Annotated in this window: 17 protein-coding genes; 6 read left to right on the plus strand and 11 right to left on the minus strand. The window is 64.7% G+C overall.

From position 1 onward, the window contains the following. Positions 1-12 precede the first annotated feature (12 nt). The 3 genes from ACYQ01_RS18240 (at position 13) to ACYQ01_RS18250 (ending at position 5,341) form a co-directional block, all read left to right on the plus strand. Entirely contained in the window at positions 13-1,158 is a 1,146-nt protein-coding gene (locus tag ACYQ01_RS18240) for an efflux RND transporter periplasmic adaptor subunit (RefSeq protein ID WP_459935244.1), read from the plus strand. A 13-nt stretch (positions 1,159-1,171) separates the two neighbouring features. Beyond that, positions 1,172-4,312, plus strand: a complete 3,141-nt coding sequence (locus tag ACYQ01_RS18245; RefSeq protein ID WP_459935245.1) for an efflux RND transporter permease subunit — start codon at positions 1,172-1,174, stop codon at positions 4,310-4,312. A gap of 300 nt (positions 4,313-4,612) precedes the next feature. Beyond that, positions 4,613-5,341: a carbonic anhydrase gene (locus ACYQ01_RS18250; protein WP_459935246.1), complete on the plus strand. Its 729-nt coding sequence runs from the start codon at positions 4,613-4,615 to the stop codon at positions 5,339-5,341. A 120-nt stretch (positions 5,342-5,461) separates the two neighbouring features. Here the strand turns inward: ACYQ01_RS18250 and ACYQ01_RS18255 are convergent, their stop codons facing one another. The 7 genes from ACYQ01_RS18255 to queF all read right to left on the minus strand — a co-directional run bounded on the left by ACYQ01_RS18255 (position 5,462) and on the right by queF (position 11,948). Continuing rightward, positions 5,462-5,866 (minus strand): hypothetical protein, encoded by a 405-nt coding sequence (locus ACYQ01_RS18255; RefSeq protein WP_459935247.1) that lies wholly within the window; start codon positions 5,864-5,866, stop codon positions 5,462-5,464. A 63-nt stretch (positions 5,867-5,929) separates the two neighbouring features. After that, complete coding sequence (locus tag ACYQ01_RS18260; protein ID WP_459935248.1) at positions 5,930-7,150, minus strand: bifunctional nucleoside/nucleotide kinase/histidine phosphatase family protein; 1,221 nt, start codon at positions 7,148-7,150, stop codon at positions 5,930-5,932. A 19-nt stretch (positions 7,151-7,169) separates the two neighbouring features. Next, entirely contained in the window at positions 7,170-8,096 is a 927-nt protein-coding gene (epsC, locus tag ACYQ01_RS18265) for a serine O-acetyltransferase EpsC (protein ID WP_459935249.1), read from the minus strand. Then, positions 8,093-9,031, minus strand: a complete 939-nt coding sequence (cysK, locus tag ACYQ01_RS18270; protein ID WP_459935250.1) for a cysteine synthase A — start codon at positions 9,029-9,031, stop codon at positions 8,093-8,095. The genes epsC and cysK overlap by 4 nt, the downstream gene beginning before the upstream one ends. Positions 9,032-9,320: 289 nt before the next feature. After that, the gene (gene nifS / locus ACYQ01_RS18275; RefSeq protein ID WP_459935251.1) at positions 9,321-10,505 is read right to left on the minus strand and encodes a cysteine desulfurase NifS; all 1,185 of its coding nucleotides are present in this window, start codon (positions 10,503-10,505) and stop codon (positions 9,321-9,323) included. Beyond that, positions 10,505-11,341, minus strand: a complete 837-nt coding sequence (nifU, locus tag ACYQ01_RS18280; RefSeq protein WP_459935252.1) for a Fe-S cluster assembly protein NifU — start codon at positions 11,339-11,341, stop codon at positions 10,505-10,507. Before nifU ends, nifS begins: the two co-directional genes overlap by 1 nt. A gap of 199 nt (positions 11,342-11,540) precedes the next feature. Next, positions 11,541-11,948 carry a preQ(1) synthase gene (queF, locus tag ACYQ01_RS18285; RefSeq protein ID WP_459935253.1) on the minus strand — a complete coding sequence of 136 codons (408 nt, stop codon included), beginning with the start codon at positions 11,946-11,948 and terminating at the stop codon, positions 11,541-11,543. Positions 11,949-12,031: 83 nt separating this feature from the next. On the opposite strand from queF, the gene ACYQ01_RS18290 reads away from it, so the two are divergent. The 3 genes from ACYQ01_RS18290 to ACYQ01_RS18300 are packed head-to-tail and all read left to right on the plus strand — an operon-like array spanning position 12,032 to position 13,594. Next, the gene (locus ACYQ01_RS18290) at positions 12,032-12,670 is read left to right on the plus strand and encodes a 7-carboxy-7-deazaguanine synthase QueE (RefSeq protein ID WP_459935254.1); all 639 of its coding nucleotides are present in this window, start codon (positions 12,032-12,034) and stop codon (positions 12,668-12,670) included. 18 nt (positions 12,671-12,688) lie between these two features. Next, entirely contained in the window at positions 12,689-13,378 is a 690-nt protein-coding gene (queC, locus tag ACYQ01_RS18295) for a 7-cyano-7-deazaguanine synthase QueC (protein WP_459935255.1), read from the plus strand. Between the two features lie 60 nt (positions 13,379-13,438). Continuing rightward, positions 13,439-13,594, plus strand: a complete 156-nt coding sequence (locus ACYQ01_RS18300; RefSeq protein WP_459935256.1) for a hypothetical protein — start codon at positions 13,439-13,441, stop codon at positions 13,592-13,594. Positions 13,595-13,658: 64 nt separating this feature from the next. On the opposite strand, the gene ACYQ01_RS18305 is transcribed toward ACYQ01_RS18300, so the two are convergent. From ACYQ01_RS18305 to ACYQ01_RS18320, 4 genes are all read right to left on the minus strand, one after another. Next, positions 13,659-14,123, minus strand: a complete 465-nt coding sequence (locus ACYQ01_RS18305) for a hypothetical protein (RefSeq protein WP_459935257.1) — start codon at positions 14,121-14,123, stop codon at positions 13,659-13,661. Continuing rightward, complete coding sequence (gene gluQRS / locus ACYQ01_RS18310) at positions 14,120-15,079, minus strand: tRNA glutamyl-Q(34) synthetase GluQRS (protein ID WP_459935258.1); 960 nt, start codon at positions 15,077-15,079, stop codon at positions 14,120-14,122. Before gluQRS ends, ACYQ01_RS18305 begins: the two co-directional genes overlap by 4 nt. Beyond that, entirely contained in the window at positions 15,076-15,942 is an 867-nt protein-coding gene (locus ACYQ01_RS18315) for a M15 family metallopeptidase (RefSeq protein WP_459935259.1), read from the minus strand. Before ACYQ01_RS18315 ends, gluQRS begins: the two co-directional genes overlap by 4 nt. A gap of 245 nt (positions 15,943-16,187) precedes the next feature. After that, a complete protein-coding gene (locus ACYQ01_RS18320) occupies positions 16,188-16,841 on the minus strand; it encodes a histidinol phosphate phosphatase domain-containing protein (protein WP_459935260.1) in 654 nt (217 codons plus the stop codon). Positions 16,842-16,848: the final 7 nt, after the last annotated feature.

The following is a 16,848-nucleotide window of genomic DNA, read 5'->3' on the forward strand; positions in this document are numbered from 1 at the left end:
CAGGATCACGACATGCACCCACACTTGACGAAACTTCTCGCCTTGGTCGCGCTCCTCGCCCTGCTTGGCCCAAGCGCCTGCGACAACCGCAACGCCTTTGTCCCGCCGCCGGCGGCCAAGGTGACCGTGGCCAAACCCACGGTGAAGAACGTCACCGAATACGTGGAGTTCACGGGCAACACCCAGGCGGTGCAGAGCGTGAACCTGCAGGCCCGCGTGGAAGGCTACCTGCAGGATATCAAGTTCCAGGACGGCCAGTTGGTCAAAAAGGGCGACCTGCTCTTTGTGATCGAGCCCGAGCCCTACAAGGCCAAGGTGCGCCAGGCCCAGTCCCAGGTGGACAGCGCCAAGGCGGCCCTGAACCAGGCCGAGATCGAACTGACCCGCGCCAAAAGGCTCTATGCCGAAAAGGCCGGCCCGGACACCGACGTGGTCAAATGGCAGGCCAACCGCGATTCGGACGTGGCTCAGCTCGAATCGGCCCAGGCCCAGTTGGAGCAGGCCAAGATCAATTACGGCTACACTCACGTGACCGCGCCCTTCAACGGCCGCATGGGCCGCCACCAGGTGGACAAGGGCAATCTGGTCGGGGCCAACGAAAAGACCCAGCTCAGCACCATCATGCAGGACGACACGCTCTACGCCTATTTCACGCTCAACGAGCGCGACCTGCTGCACGTCATACGCGCTCATGAAGAAAGGGGCATGGCTCCGGCCCGCCGCGACGTGCCCCTGGAACTGGGCGTGAGCGACCAGAACGACTTCCCCCACAAGGGCAAGCTCGACTACTCGGACCTCGGCGTGGACCCCAACACGGGCACCATGCTCTTGCGGGGCATCTTTCCCAATCCGAAGTTCGTCCTGGTCCCGGGCCTTTTCGTGAGGCTTCGCGCGCCGTTGCCCGAACGCACGGCCGTTCTCGTGCCCGAGACGGCGGTGGGAGTCGACCAGCAGGGGCACTACGTGCTCGTGGTCAACGACAAGAATACGGTGGAAAAGCGCTCGGTCATCGTGGGATCCACGGTGGACGGGGGCATGCGCATCGTGGACAAAGGCCTCACCGGCGACGAACGCGTGGTGGTCAACGGCATCCAGCGGGCCCGCCCCGGTTCCCAGGTGGCCCCGGAAGAAACCCCGGCCGCCGCCGCGAAATCCTGACGGACGACACGGCATGTTCTCAAAATTCTTCATAGAACGCCCGGTTCTGGCCAACGTGTTGGCCATCGTCATGATGCTTCTGGGCGCAGTGGCGCTTTTCAATCTGCCCGTGGCCCAGTACCCGGACATCACCCCTCCCACGGTGCAGGTTTCCACCTCCTACCCCGGCGCCGGACCCGAGGTGCTGGTGGAAACCGTGGCCGCGCCCATCGAGCAGCAGGTCAACGGCGTTGAAAAGATGCTCTACATGTCCTCGAAGTCGGGCAGCGACGGCAGCTACAACCTGACCGTCACCTTCGAGGTGGGCACCGATCTCGACATCGCCACCATGCTCGTCCAGAACCGGGTCAACATCGCCATGCCCAGCCTGCCCGACCAGGTGCAGCGCCAGGGCGTGACCGTGAAAAAGAAGTCCACGGCCATTCTCCTGGTCGTCACCCTGCAATCGCCCGACGGCACTTTCGACGACCTCTATCTCAGCAACTACGCCACGTTGCGCCTCAAGGACGAGCTCTCGCGCTTAAACGGCGTGGGCGACCTCTCCATCGTGGGCGCGGACGACTACGGCATGCGCATCTGGCTCGATCCCAACAAGCTCAAGTCCATGGGGCTCTCCACCCAGGACGTGATCAACGCCATCAGCGAACAGAACGCCCAGGTGGCCTCGGGCCAGATCGGCCAGCCCCCCACCCCGCCGGACCAGGCCTTCCAGCTTCTCGTGCAGACCCAGGGCCGTCTGGTCACCACCGAACAGTTCGGCAACATCATCATCAGGACCACCTTCAACCAGACCGGCAAGGTGGTGCGCCTGCGCGACGTGGCGCGCATCGAACTGGGGGCCAAGACCTACACCCTCTTCGGCCTGAGCAACGGCGCTCCGGCGGCGTGCATCCCCATCTACCTGCTGCCCGGGGCCAACGCCCTCGACGTGGCCAAGGAAGTGCGGGCCCGCATGGCCGAACTGGCCAAGGACTTCCCCAAGGGCCTCGAATATTCCATCCCCTTCGACACCACCCTGTTCGTGGAGAAGGCCGTGGAAGACGTCTACCAGACCCTTTTCGAAGCCGCGATCCTGGTGCTCATTGTCATCGTGGTGTTTCTGCAGAACTTCCGGGCCATGCTGGTGCCGGCCACAACGGTCCCGGTGACCATCCTGGGATCGTTCGTAGCCATGGCGGCGCTCGGGTTCTCGGTCAACCTGGTGACGCTGTTCGGCATCATCTTGTCCATCGGCATCGTGGTGGACGACGCCATCATCGTGGTGGAAGGGGCCATGCACAACATCGAAAACGGCATGACCCCGAAAAACGCGGCCATAGGAGCCATGGCCGAACTCTTCGGCCCCATCGTGGGCATCACCCTGGTGCTCATGGCCGTGTTCTTGCCCACGGCCTTCCTGCCCGGCATCACCGGACAGCTCTACCGCCAGTTCGCCCTGGTCATCGCCTCCACCGCGCTCATCAGCGCCATCAACGCCGCCACCCTCAAGCCCACCCAGTGCGCCCTGTGGCTGCGCGCCCCCAAGGGCGAAAAGAACGCCTTCTTCCGGGGATTCGACAAGGTCTACGAACGCTTCGCCGCCGGATACGAACGGGCCGTGGCCTTTGTCATCCGTCATTTCAAAACGGCCATGCTGGTCTACATGGGCCTCATCGCCTTCACCTTCTGGATGTTTTCCTCCCTGCCCACGGGCTTTCTGCCCGAAGAGGACCAGGGCTACTGCGTGGTGGTCACCCAGTTGCCGCCCGGAGCCTCCCAGGCCAGGGCCATGGTCATGGCCAAGAACATCAACGAGGTCATGAAGAGCGCCCCGGGCGTGGCCGACTGGATCAGCTTCGGCGGATTTTCCGTGCTCGACGGCGCCAACCAGTCCAACGTGGTCACCACCTTCGTCACCTACACGGACTGGAGCAAGCGCGGAAAGAACGAATCCCAGGCCGCCATCACCGGCTACCTGCAAAAGGCCCTGAACCAGTTCCAGGAAGCCATGACCTTCGTGTTCGTGCCCCCGGCCATCCAGGGCCTGGGCAACGCCGGCGGCTTCGAAATGGTGGTGCAGGACAAGGGCAACCTGGGCGCCGAAGCCCTGGAAGCGGCCCTGTGGGATATGATTCTCGCCGGACGGACCCAGACAGGCCTGGAAGGCCTCTCCACCACCTTCTCGGCTTCCACGCCCCAGATCTGGGCCGACGTGGACCGCACCCAGGCCCAGACCTACAACGTGGACATCAACAGCCTCTTTTCCACCCTCTCCACCTACCTGGGCTCGGCCTACGTCAACGACTTCAACCTGTTCGGACGCACCTACCAGGTGCGCGTGCAGGCCGACACGCCCTTTCGCCTCAAGGCCTCGGACATTTTGTCCCTGGAAGTGCGCAACAAGGACGGCAAGATGGTGCCCATGGGCTCGGTGACCAATGTGCGCGACACCGTGGGACCAGCCCTGCTCACCCGCTACAACCTCTACACCGGGGCCTCGCTCCTGGGCTCCGCCGCGCCGGGTTTCAGCTCCGGCGACGCCTTGAAGCTCATGGAAAACATGGCCAACCAGCGCCTGCCCGCCTCCATGGGCTACTCCTGGACCAACATGTCCTACCAGGAAAAGCGCGTGGGCAACGAGGCCTACTTCATCTTCGCCCTGGCCGTGCTCCTGGTCTATCTGGTGCTGTGCGCCCAGTACGAAAGCTGGTTCCTGCCCGTGGCGGTCATCCTGGTGGTGCCCCTGGCCCTCCTGGGCACCGCGCTGGCCGTGCATATCCGGGGCATGGACAACAACGTCTACACCCAGATCGGCGTGGTGCTGCTCATCGCCCTGGCCAGCAAAAACGCCATCCTCATCGTGGAATTCGCCCGGGAGCAGCGCATCAAGGGCCTTTCCATAGCCGAATCGGCCCTCCAGGCCGCCAAGATGCGGTTCCGTCCCATCCTCATGACCAGCTTCGCCTTCATCCTGGGCGTTGTGCCGCTGCTCTCCGCCAGCGGCGCGGGCGGAGCCAGCCAGCGGGCCGTGGGCACGGCCGTGTTCGGCGGCATGTTGGCCTCCACCCTGCTGGCGGTGTTCATCGTGCCGGTGTTCTTCGTGGTGGTGCAGACAACCATCGAACGCTTCTTCCCGCCCAAGCCCGGCGAGGACGAACTGGAAAGCGCCGAATAGGGTTCCCCTCTCGCGGTCGACGCCGACCAAGCAACGCGTCGGCCGCAGGGACAAGTCCGGGGCAAGCCGTGCTTGCCCACATCGTCCCACCGGCGGACCGGTCGGTTCCGGTTGCCCGCGTCTTTCTTCCTCCCGGCGTTCCCCTCGCGCTTTCGCGGCGTTTCCCCCAGGGCGTCCCGACTCCCTGTGCGCTGCCCGCGCTCCATCCCGATTGTTCAATCTTTCTCAAGTTTGACACATCGTTCCCCGCCCCGTACGTATGGCAGTATAGCCCCCAACCTCTTACGCAAGGAGCCTTCCATGAAACGACTCCTGGCCATGAGCGTCTCCCTTGTCGTACTGTGCGCTTCTCTGGTCCTGGCATCCACCAACCCGCCGGCCCCCGCCCTCGGCCCCGATCAGGCCTTGGAGCGCCTGCAACGCGGCAACGAGCGCTACGTCTCGGGAAAACCCATCCACCCCAACGCCGACGCCATGCGCCGCATGGTCACCACAAAGGAAGGGCAGAAACCCTACGCCACCGTTCTGGCCTGCTCGGACAGCCGGGTCCCGCTGGAAGTGCTCTTCGACGCGGGCGTGGGCGACCTGTTCGTGGTCCGCGTGGCCGGCAACGTGGCCTATTTCGATCAGGTGGGGTCCATCGAATACGCGGCCGAACACCTGGGCACGCCCCTGCTCGTGGTGCTCGGCCACACCCACTGCGGCGCGGTCACGGCCGTGGTTTCCGATGCGCCCGTGGCCGGCAACATCGCCCCCATGGTGGCGGGCATCCGACCGGCCGTGGCCAAGGCCAAGGCCGACAATCCCGGCCTGAGCGGAGAGGCGCTCACGGACAAGGCCATCCTGGCCAACACCTGGCAGTCCGTGGAGGACGTGTTCAAGCAGAGCCCGGAAATTCGCCTTCTGGTGCGGGAGGGCAAGGTCAAGGTGGTGGGAGCCATCTACGACATCGAGTCGGGCAAGGTGGCCTGGCTTGGCGAACATCCGCGTCAGGCCGAGCTGCTCCAGCTCAATTCCGGCCTCAAGTAGTTCTGCACGCAACAAAAAAGCCGGGGGCGATCTCTCCCCCGGCTTTTCGGTAATGCCTGGTCGGTTGCGCCGTCACGCGATAGCCGGTTCTCCGGACCCGTCGCGCCGCCGGTTTGTCCGCTACTTGCCGCTCTCCTGCTGGAGAGCCTTCACCATGTCGACCACCTTGGCCACCTTGGCCTGCTGATCGGCCGGGACGAGCCCCTTGACCTGGTCCAGCTTCTGGGAAACCTCGGTCAGGGCGTTTTTCACAAGGATTTTCTTGGCCAACTCCTGGGGAGCGGCGATCTTGTCTTCCAGGACGCCCAGCCTGGCCTCGTAGTTCGCGGTCAAGGCTTCGAGCTTGGCCGAGTACCGATTGTCCAGGGCGAAATAGGTGACCAAGGCCACGATAATGGCCACCATGGCCAACACGAACGCGGCCGAGCCGGGTCCTTTGCCGTCCTTCCCGCCTTTTTCGGGGTCACCGGGACCCGCTCCGCACATCTGCCTGACGGCGGCGATGCGTTTTTCCAGTCCGAGCATTGTCTACGCCTCCTGATGAATAGATGTCCCTTTTTTATACCTTGCCATGAGCCCAGGGCGATATCAACAAGGGAATTTGACCAGTTCGAACAGCTTGCGGCTGGGCGTGGAGACGATGTGGAAGAACCTGTCCTGGGGAATGTAAATATAGGGCACGTCCTCGGTGCGCCGGTAGAGAAAGTGGGACAGGATCATGCGATTGACCGCCTGATGCCCCACGATCATGACGTTGCGCGCGTTGCCCGAGAGGTACAGCGCCTTCTTGACGCCCCGCTCCACCCGCTCCTTGAGGGTCACGTAGCCCTCGCCGCCGGGATAGATGGTGTTGTATTTGTCCCGGGTGCGCGCGGCGTGGACTTTGGGCATGGTGCGGGCGATCTCGTCGTAGGTCATGGACTCGCACATCCCGGCGTCGATCTCGTCGAACTCGCTCAAAGGCCGTCTCCGGCAGTCGGCGCGCCCCTCGCAAATGACCTTGGCCGTGCGAATCGAGCGGATCTTGTTGCTGGTAAAGACGTAAGGCAGGTCCACGTCCGAAAAATGCCTGGCCAGGGCCTGGGCCTGTTTGATCCCTTTTCGGGTCAGGTCCGAATCGCCTCCGATGCGCATTTCGAGATTGAAGGCGGTTTCGCCGTGACGCACCAGATACAGTCCGCGCACCCAGTCCGACACGAGCAGGTCGCGCACCAGCTTGTAGTGGGGCAACACCGCCTGCACCCGTTCATCGAGAATGCGGTTGTTGAGGGTGTCGATGACCACGAAGTTTTCTTCGTCGGTCACGGGTTGGGAGATGCTTTGATAGTAGCGGATGCGCTCCTTGAAGCTTTCCACGGCCTGGGCCGGCGTCAAGTGGGCGAACTCGGGCAGCAGGGCCTTGCGCTCGATGCTGGCTTCCAGAAGTTCGGGGTCGTCGTTGCGGCACTCCACGAAAAAGGCCGGGCAGCCGGGAAAGAACTCCTTGATCTTTCTCCGCCGTTTCGCCGAAACATTGGTGGCGTCGAGAATGGCCACCTCGCCCTTGTCGCCCAGGAAATTGCGGGCGCGCTCCAAATTGATCAGGGCGATGTGCTCGCGCTGGGACACGGCCTCCTTGTTGTCCGGGGAATAGAAGAGCGCCTGGGACGTGTCGCTGTCGCCAAGCATTTCTCGGCGCACGTCGCCGTTGTTGAAGAGCCGGACGGAAACGCACTCCTCGGCCAGGCAGTGTTCCAGCTTCGCCGCCATGGTGGACTTGCCAGCGGCCGGCAATCCCACCATGACGATGCAGAGTTTCTTTCGAGTCACGGCGGCGCTCCTGTTCGCGTCAGATCTTCTCTTTGCTCCCCCAGGCCTTTTCCACCATGGTTGCGGGCGGAACGTCCGCCGTCACCCAGACGTTGGCCCCCACCGTGGAGCCCCGGCCCACGGTGATGCGGCCCAGCACGGTGGCTCCGGAATAGATGGTCACGTCGTCCTCCACGATGGGATGGCGAGCCAATCCCTTGACCGGGTTGCCCTTGGCGTCTTTCGGAAAGCTCTTGGCCCCGAGCGTCACCCCCTGGTACAGGCGCACGTTGTCGCCGATGACGCACGTTTCGCCTATCACCGTTCCCGTGCCGTGGTCGATGAAAAATCCCTTGCCGATGGCGGCTCCGGGATGAATGTCGATGCCGGTCCTGGAGTGGGCCATTTCGGTAATGATGCGCGGAATGATGTCCACGTCGAGACGGTACAGCTCGTGGGCCACCCGCTGGTGGATGAGCGCCGTGATGGACGGATAGCAGAACACGGTTTCCCCGTGACTCTTGGCCGCCGGATCGCCCTCGTAGGCGGCGTGCACGTCCAGCAGGAGCTTTTCCCGGATGGCCGGAATGGTCCGCAGGAACTCCACGGCCTTGATCGCGGCCAGGGCCTCACCGTCGGGACAGGGCTTGTCCTGACGCAGGCACACGAAGCAGTACCCGCGGCGAATCTGCTCGGCCAGAATGCGCCGCACCACGTCCAGATTGGCCCCGGTGTGAAAGGGCAGCGTCTCGGGGGTGATGTCCGAATCCCCGAAATAGCCGGGAAAAAGCACGGCCTTGAGCCGCTCCATCATGTCCGCCAGGGCTTCCAGGGACGGCAGGGTGCCGTGGGGCCGTTTTTCGCAGACCACGATCCGGTAGTCCGCGGCCGCGCACAAGCCCGCCACCACGTCGTCCACCACCCGCCGGTCCCGCTCCTTGGGGGAATGCGCTTCGTCTTCCTTCACCGCACGTCCTCCATTTGAGTGAACAGGGGGTTGCTCAAATAGCGTTCTCCCGTGTCGCACACGATGAACACGATGAGCTTGCCGGCGTTCTCGGGCCTGGAGGCGAGCACGGCCGCGGCGTGGGCGTTGGCCCCGGACGAAATGCCGCACAGGATTCCTTCCTCGCGCATGAGCCGTCTGGCCATGGCATAGGCCTCCTCGTTGCCCACCCGGATCACCTCGTCCACCAGGGACATGTCCAGCACATCGGGCACGAATCCGGCCCCAATGCCCTGAATGGCGTGCGGACCGGGCCTGCCGCCCGACAACACCGGCGACCCCTCGGGCTCCACGGCCACGGCCCGAAAGCCGGGTTTTCTGGGCTTAAGCGCCTGGGTCACGCCGGCCAATGTGCCGCCCGTACCCACACCGGCCACAAAAATATCCACCTCGCCGTCGGTGTCGGTCCAGATTTCCTCGGCCGTGGTCAGGCGGTGCGCCTCGGGATTGGCCGGATTGGAGAACTGCATGGGCATGAACGCCCCGGGCGTGGCGGCCAGAATTTCCTCGGCCTTGTCGATGGCTCCGCGCATGCCCAGCGCCGCATCGGTGAGCACCAGCTTCGCCCCCAGTCCCTTGAGCAACATGCGCCGCTCCACGCTCATGGACTCGGGCATGGTCAAAACCAGCTTGTACCCGCGCACCGCGCACACGAAAGCCAACCCGATGCCCGTGTTGCCGCTGGTGGGCTCCACGATGAGCGTGTCCTTGCCCACCAGACCCCGACGCTCGGCCGCGTCGATCATGGCGCGGGCAATGCGGTCCTTCACCGAAAAGCAGGGATTGCGGGACTCTATCTTGGCCACGATCGTGGCCGGCAACCCCGAGCCCACGCGCCCCAAACGCACAAGCGGCGTCCGCCCCACCAATTCGATCATGCTGGAAGCGATGTTCATACGGTCTCCTTACGGAAGATGGGAAGAGAAGAGAAGCGTTGGAGAAGAAGAGGAGAAGAATACTAGGGAAGATCGAGGCTCCGTCCCACCCCACGCCGGGGGTGAAGGCCCCCTCCCGGCCCCCCCGATATGGAGCCTGATACGCCTCGATGCGATGGACGCATGGCGACGGTCTTATGAAAAACAGCATGCTTTTGCCCCCCTTCGGGGTGCAGAGGGGGGCCCCGGCGGGGTGCAGGGGCTCCGCCCCTGCCGGCGCGCGGGGACGAGCCCCCGTTTCCCCACCGTGTCAGCGGCTGCAAGCCGTCTTGACGCCCTCCCCGCGCCCGAAGGGCGAGATGTCGCGCAAGCGGCTGATGATGGGCGGCAGTTCCTTGAGCACCACGTCCACGTCCGCCTCGGTGTTGAAGCGCGAAAGGCTGAAGCGGATGGAGCCGTGGGCGTAGGTGAAGGGGACGTCCATGGCGCGCAGCACATGGGAAGGCTCCAGGCTGCCCGAGGTACAGGCCGACCCGGAGCTGGCGCACACGCCGAAGGCGTCGAGCATGAGCAGGATGGACTCGCCTTCCACGTACTGAAAGGCCAGGTTGGTGGTGTTGGGCAGACGATTTTGCGGGTCGCCGTTGCGGCGCGTGTCCGGGATGGCGGCCATGAGTCCGGTTTCCAGTCGGTCGCGCAAAATTTTGACCTCGGTGGTCTCCAGGTCGAAGTTGTTGCCGGCCAGTTCGCAGGCCTTGCCCAGGGCGATGATGAAGGGGGTGTTTTCCGTGCCGGCGCGGCGTCCCCGCTCCTGGTGTCCGCCGATGAGAAACGGCCGATAGGGAGCGCCCTTGCGCACGAACAGCGCGCCCACGCCCTTGGGCGCATGCACCTTGTGGCCGGACACGGCCAGATAGTCCACGGGCAGGCGGGCCAGGTCGATGGGCAGTTTGCCCAGGGCCTGCACGGCGTCCACGTGCAGAAGCGACCCGCGTTCCTTGACGATGCGGGCGACTTCCTCGACGGGAAAAACCACGCCGGTTTCGTTGTTGGCGTACATCACGGACACCAGGGCCGTATCGGGCCGGATGGAATCGGCCAGTTCCTGGAGATCGAGCCGCCCTCCGGCGTCCACGCCAAGATACGTCACCTCGTAACCGCGCGATTCGAAGAGCTTGGCCATGTTGAGCACGGCCGGGTGCTCCACCTTGGTGGTGACCAGATGGCGCTTGTCCGGCTGGGTCTGGGTGGCGGCGTTGAAGGCGGTGTTGTCGCCCTCGGTGCCGCAGGACGTGAACACCACTTCTTCGGGATGGCAGTTCAGGGTGGCCGCCACCCGCTCGCGGGCCTGGGCCACCTTGCGCCCCACTTGGCCTCCGAAGGTGTGCATGCTCGATGGATTACCGTACAATTCGGTCAGATAGGGCGTCATCTCTTCCAGCACCTGGGGATCGACCCGGGTGGTGGCGTTGTTGTCCAGGTAGACCACGGCCATCAGAGCACCTCCAGCACGGCAAGGTCCGGTTCCACGACCTCGCGCAGGCGTTTTTCCACGAACTCCTTCCGTGTGCTCCCACTCGATTGGCACGAAGAGCAGGCTCCGCTCAGCCGGACGAGCACGTTCTTGCCGTCCAGGTCCACCAGTTCGATGTCGCCGCCGTCTTTGCGCAGGGCGGGGCGTATCGTCTCCTCGATGAGGGCGCTGACGCGTTTCATGCGCTCCAGGTTGGTCAGGACGGCCGGCCTGGGGATCACCAGCGGAACAAGGGGCTTTTCGCCCCTGGCCTCGGCCACCAGCTCGGCGATGCGGCCCAGGCAGTTGCCGCAGCCCCCGCCGGCCTTGGTGAAGTCCGTGACCTCCTCCACCGTGGACAAATGGTTCTCGGCGATGGCCCGCTTGATCTGCGTATCGGTCACATGAAAGCATTCGCACACCAACTCGCCGTCCAGCTCTTCGGGAGGCAGGCCGCGCAGGTTGCGGACCGCGGCTTCCAGGGCTTCGCGGCCCATGACCGAACAGTGCATTTTTTCCTTGGGCAGGCCGCCCAGAAAATCGGCGATGTCCTGGTTGGTGACGGCCAGGGCCTCCTCCACGGTCTTGCCCTTGATGAGCTCGGTCAGGGCCGAGGACGACGCGATGGCCGATGCGCAGCCGAAGGTCTGGAACCTGGCGTCCACGATGCGGTCCTGGTCGTCCACCTTGAGAAAAAGCCGCAAGGCGTCGCCACAGGCGATGGACCCCACCTCGCCCACGGCGTTGGCGTCGGCCAGTTCGCCCACATTGCGAGGATTTATGAAATGCTCACGGACGGTATCGGTATATTCCCACATGGCGTTTCTCCTGAAAGGCGCGTCGTACGGCGTCCGCCGACTTCGCGCGTCCGCCCCGCCGCTCGGGGACGGCGTCCAAAGGGGGGCAAAGCGTCTCGTTTCCGGGACCGAATGGTCCCGAATGCGGGGGTTTTGCTTCACCCTACTTATTCTGTCAAGTTAATGTTGTTTTGCCGATCGGCAACGCCCAGGCCCGCGCCTATTCCTGATAGGTGGCTTCCACGGTAATGCCCACGCCGCCGCGCGGGCGAAAGGCGCCGACCACGGTCATGCGCCGGGGGGCGCAGATGGCCACCAGGTCGTCCAGAATGCGGTTGGTCAGGGTTTCCATGAAGCTTGGCTCCTGCCGAAAGCTGAACAGATAGAGTTTGAACGACTTGGATTCTATGATGGACGCCCCCGGAACGTAGCGCACGGAAATGGTCCCGAAGTCGGGCTGTCCGGTCTTGGGACACAGGCTGGTGAACTCCTGGGTTTCCAGGGTGACGTGGTAGTTGCGGTCGGGATACAGGTTGGGAAACACCTCGAGCAGGGAGGCGTCCGCCCGGTCGGGATAGAGGGTTTCGGCCTGGCCCAGATGCGTGAGGCCCGAGACGTCGTCTTGCATGCGTTGGCTCCTTGTGGGCGGCGTTTTGACGCCGCGCGGCAAGTGGATTAGGCTTTCACAACTCGATCGTCAAACGGTGCGACATGGACTTGTCGGTCACGGAAATCTTCTACAGCATCCAGGGCGAGTCGTCCCACGCGGGACGTCCCTGCGCTTTCGCGCGCCTGGGGGGCTGCAACCTGCGTTGCGCGTGGTGCGACACGCCCTATTCCTGGCAAGGGGGCACGCTCATGCCTGTGGAGCGGGTGCGGGCCGCGCTGGAGTCCTATGCCTGCCCGCTGGTGGAGATCACGGGCGGAGAACCGCTCCTGCAGCCCGCCGCGCTGGAGCTTGCCCGCCTGCTGGCCGACGCCGGACGCGAGGTGCTGATCGAAACCAACGGCAGCCTCCCGCTGGTGGGGATCGACCCGCGCGTCGCCGCCATCATGGACGTGAAGTGCCCTTCGAGCGCCATGGCGCACACGACCTGCCAGGAGAACTTCCACATGCTTCGTCCCCTGGACGAGCTGAAATTCGTACTGGCCGACCGGGAGGATTTCGAATACGCCACCAGCGTTGTGCGCGCCCTGCCGGTTCCGGTCCGCCACATCCATTTTTCGCCCGTCTCCGGCCGGCTCGCGCCGGAGCTTCTGGCCCGGTGGATTTTGACCGAACATCTGCCGGTGCGCCTCTCCCTGCAACTGCACAAAATCATCTGGGACCCGGCCCTGCGCGGAGTCTAACCCCAACCCCTGCTTGTCATGCACGAAAAACCAGCCGTCATTCTCTTTTCCGGCGGGCTCGACTCCACCACCTGCCTGGCCCTGGCCAAGTCCCAGGGGTTCGCGCCCCATCTGCTGAGCTTCAACTACAGCCAACGCCACCAGGTGGAACTGGCCGCCGCCCGGCGAGTGGCCCAGGCCGTGGGCGTGGCCGGGCACATCGTGCTCGACCTTCCCCTGGGCGCCATCGGCGGCTCGGCCCTCACCGCGTCCATCGACGTGCCCAAGGACCGCGACGCGTTCGCCATGGGACACGGCATCCCCATCACCTACGTGCCGGCGCGCAACACCGTGTTTCTTTCCATGGCCCTGGCCATGGCCGAAGTGCTGGGCAGCCAGGATATCTTCATCGGCGTCAACGCCCTGGACTACTCGGGCTATCCCGACTGCCGCCCGGCCTTCATCCAGGCTTTCGAAACCATGGCCAACCTGGCGCTCAAGGAAGCCGTGGAAGGTCGCCTGCGCATGACCATTCACACCCCGCTCATCCACATGACCAAGGCCCAGATCATCCTGGCCGGCACGGCGCTGGGCGTGGACTACGGCCTCACCCACAGTTGCTACGACCCCACCCAAGACGGCCTGGCCTGCGGCCGGTGCGACAGTTGCCTGCTGCGCAAAAAGGGGTTCGAGGAGGCGAAGGTGGCCGATCCGACGAGGTATGTGTGAACACCACGAAGGATCCAATCTCCAGCAAAGACTTGCTACAATGAGACCCAGGACGAGGCCATGCGCAAGGATATGGCGACCAAGGCCGACCTTGAGCGGCTGAAACTGGAATTGACCGCCGAGATGGTCAAAATCAATGCGGACACGAAGTCGGACATCCTCAAGTGGGTCGCCGGGCCGCTGCTCGCCCAGGCGCCGTCATCGCGGCGCTGGTGAAGCTCCTGTAGAGGACCATGGAACGCCCCCACTCTCTTCCGGCTTTATTCCGAAGGAGAGTTGTTTACCGAGTACGCGTCCAGGCCGCCCACGGGCGGCCTTTTTCTTGACTTCGAATGTTCTTGCGAACATCCTTGCCGCGCACTTCATCCACATGAAGGAATATAGAATCATACTGTGAAGGCGCACCCGCGCAAAACATACGGGAGGCTTTATGTACGGCGGTTATTTCGGCTACAGCTTCATGAACCCCTTGATTCTCCTGCTTATCATACTTGTCATATTTCTGGTGTGCAGAGAGATCGTGTGCTGGTACTGGAAGCTGAACAAGATTGTCGCCAACCAGGAACGCCAAAATCAGCTGCTCGAATCCATTCTCGCGCGGCTGGGCGGCCCGGAGTCGCAACATCAAAACGACAAACAGCCATAAGGCCCAAGCGGAATTCGCATCCGTTGCGGGTTTGGCGTTCTTGCAGCAGTGCGGCCAGCGGGGATTTTTCAGCAAACGCTCGCCATCCCCTTGAATCACCCCCGCTCCAACCACCCCTCCTTCACCACCACCGGCCCCGTGGGCAGGACGCGCAAAGTAAAGTTGTCCACAAGCTCCCATGCGGCGGCCGGGCGGGGGGTCTCCAACAGGCCGGCCTTGAAGGCCAGGTAGCCGGTCACGGTTTCCGGCGTGACGCCCTGGTCGCGCAGCGCGCCCAGGTCCACGTCCTGGCGGCGCTTGGAAAGGCGGCGACCCGTCTCGTCCACCAGGAGCGGCACGTGGGCGTAGACCGGTTCTTTCCAGCCGAAAAGGCGCATGAGCCAGATCTGACGCGGAGTGGAGTCCAAGAGGTCGACCCCGCGCACCACCTCGGTGATCGCCTGGGCGGCGTCGTCGCAGGTCACGGCGAGTTGGTAGGCGAAGGCCCCGTCCGCGCGACGCAGCACGAAGTCGCCGCACCCGGTGGCCATGTTCTGGACATGGTCCCCGGCCACGGCGTCGGTGAAATGCATATCGGAGGCGTCCACCCGCACCCGCAGGGCCGGACGACGCCCGGAAGCCAGACGGTCGGCGCGTTCGGCCCCGGTCAGGGCGCGGCAGGTTCCCGGATAGGGGGGCTCGCCCTCCCCGGCGTGGGGGGCCTGGGTCACGGCGCGCAGTTCCGCCCGGGTGCAGAAGCAGGGGTAGAGCAACCCGCGCTCGTCCAGTTCGCGCAGGCGACTTTCGTACAGGCCGTGGCGCTGGCTCTGCGTGTAGGGGCCGTGGGGACCGCCCTTGTCCGGGCCTTCGTCCCAGTCCAGGCCCAGCCAGGCCAGGTCCGACACGATGGCCTGGGCGAAGTGCGGTTTGGACCGGTCCGGGTCCAGGTCTTCCATGCGCAGGACCATGGTCCCGCCCCGGCTGCGGACGCAAAGCCAGGCCAGAAGCGCGGTCCAGGCATTGCCCAGGTGCATGCGTCCCGAGGGGCTCGGGGCGAAACGGCCGCGAACCTTCACCGCGTCTGTCGGGCCTTGGCGATCAGCTCCGGGCGATATTCAAAGTGCATGATGTCGAACTCCGCCCACTTGCCGCCCCAGACAAAACCATGGCGCTCGAAGATGGCCGCCGCCTCGGCGGGAAAGGCCCGGCGCACGCCCAGGGGGTCGTGCCCCTTGTACCATCGCCAGTAGGTGTTGCGCTTGGCGTTCACGTCGATGGCCGCGCCGAAGGAGTGCATGGAAAGCCGCTCGGTGCCGGCGATCTGCCGCCAGGCGAAGGTGCCGCTCACGGGCAGCAGAAAGCCGGCCACCTCGGGACGCCGGGCGATCAACTGGGACAGCTCGGCGGAAACGGCTTCCAGGGCCTTGGCCGCGCCGTTGCGGCCATTGAAGCGCACGGGCTTGCCCAGAAAGTCCACGGTGACCAGATTGGCCTTCACCTCTTCTGGGGTATGGCCGTAGGCGGCCTTGAAAAAGGACGCCACCCGCCTCCGGCCGGGATGAAAGCCCGGCGCGGGTTCGGCCGTGACCGGTCCCAGGGGGTAGACCTGGGCCAGCATGTCCTCGATGTCGGGAGTGTCCAGGGCCTCTTCCGCGCTCTTGGCCTTGCCGTCGTCGTAGGGCAGGCGCACGCCGTCGGCAAGGGTGACGAACCACGCGCCCGAGCGGTCCTGATCCACGGAGCGGACAACGTCCGGGTAACAGGCCTTGAGGATCTCCAGATCCCCAGGCGGCTGGACGGCCAGGGCCGGGACGGCCAAGGCCAGACACCAGGCCAGGCACAGCGTGGCGACGAGCGCGGCCGGGAACCGGGGGCGCAGCCAGGCCCACGCGTTGGCCGGGGCCTTGGCGCCCGACCTGAACACGGGCGAGTCCTTCATGCGGGAACCCTCATCGGCCGGGACCCAAGCGAATCCGGCCTGAAAAATAGAATACCCAAAAGATGTTGCAACATCGCACGACAACCACTCCCGTCGCGAAGCCGATGGGGAATCCAGAGGGGGCCCCTCTGGCCGCCGGAGGCGTCCCAAGCTCTGAGTCCCGCGCGCTCCTCGACCGCTTCACGAACAACCGACTGGGCAAACGCGCCACGCCACGCGGAGACGAACGTTCGTCGCCGCGCCAGCTACAGCCCCATGCAGCGGGCGAACAACGCGCGCGCGTTGGCTTCGGCGGCCAGGTATTCCTCCTGGCTCAAGCCGGCGCCCAGGGCGATTTTCTTGCGCATCTCCATGGAAACCAGATCGCCGGGGGCGTGGGCGTCGTTGTTGATGACCAGCTTGGCCCCAAAGCGCCGGGCCATGGCCGCCACGTGGCCGTTGGTCAGGCTGTGGCCGGCGCGCGTGGTGATCTCCAGGCAGACGCCCTTTTCGGCGGCGAGCCGGGCGTCCTGCTCGGTAATGAGGCCGGGATGGGCCAACACGTCGGCCCCGCCCTCGATGGCGGCCAGGTTGGTGCCGAGCAGCACCGGCTCGACGATGGTCTCGCCATGCACCACCACCACGCGGGCGCCGGCCTTGCGCGAGGCCTCGATCATGCCCGGAATCAGCGGAGGCGGCACGTGGGTCACCTCCACGCCGGGGGCCACGTCCACGTCCAGATAGGCGCGGGTCTCGGCCACGAAGCGGGTGAGGTTGTCCAGAATCAGGTACAGGTTGGACATGTCGGCGTGGTCGGTCATGGCCATGGCCTTGTATCCGGCCTTGGCCGCGCGCCGGGCCAACTCGGCGGGAATGAGCTGCCCGTCGGAAAACGTGGTGTGGGTGTGCAGGTCGATCACTGGCGTC

It is taken from the genome of Fundidesulfovibrio butyratiphilus (assembly GCF_054657235.1).

Coding starts and splice junctions, on each gene's coding strand:
- ACYQ01_RS18255 (WP_459935247.1), bottom strand. CDS start 5,866: ATGCTCGGACTGGAAAAACGCATCGCCGCCGTCAGGCAGATGTGCGGA.
- queC (WP_459935255.1), top strand. CDS start 12,689: ATGCACGAAAAACCAGCCGTCATTCTCTTTTCCGGCGGGCTCGACTCC.
- ACYQ01_RS18240 (WP_459935244.1), top strand. CDS start 13: ATGCACCCACACTTGACGAAACTTCTCGCCTTGGTCGCGCTCCTCGCC.
- cysK (WP_459935250.1), bottom strand. CDS start 9,031: ATGAACATCGCTTCCAGCATGATCGAATTGGTGGGGCGGACGCCGCTT.
- ACYQ01_RS18245 (WP_459935245.1), top strand. CDS start 1,172: ATGTTCTCAAAATTCTTCATAGAACGCCCGGTTCTGGCCAACGTGTTG.
- ACYQ01_RS18300 (WP_459935256.1), top strand. CDS start 13,439: ATGCGCAAGGATATGGCGACCAAGGCCGACCTTGAGCGGCTGAAACTG.
- ACYQ01_RS18250 (WP_459935246.1), top strand. CDS start 4,613: ATGAAACGACTCCTGGCCATGAGCGTCTCCCTTGTCGTACTGTGCGCT.
- queF (WP_459935253.1), bottom strand. CDS start 11,948: ATGCAAGACGACGTCTCGGGCCTCACGCATCTGGGCCAGGCCGAAACC.
- nifS (WP_459935251.1), bottom strand. CDS start 10,505: ATGGCCGTGGTCTACCTGGACAACAACGCCACCACCCGGGTCGATCCC.
- nifU (WP_459935252.1), bottom strand. CDS start 11,341: ATGTGGGAATATACCGATACCGTCCGTGAGCATTTCATAAATCCTCGC.
- ACYQ01_RS18315 (WP_459935259.1), bottom strand. CDS start 15,942: ATGAAGGACTCGCCCGTGTTCAGGTCGGGCGCCAAGGCCCCGGCCAAC.
- ACYQ01_RS18290 (WP_459935254.1), top strand. CDS start 12,032: ATGGACTTGTCGGTCACGGAAATCTTCTACAGCATCCAGGGCGAGTCG.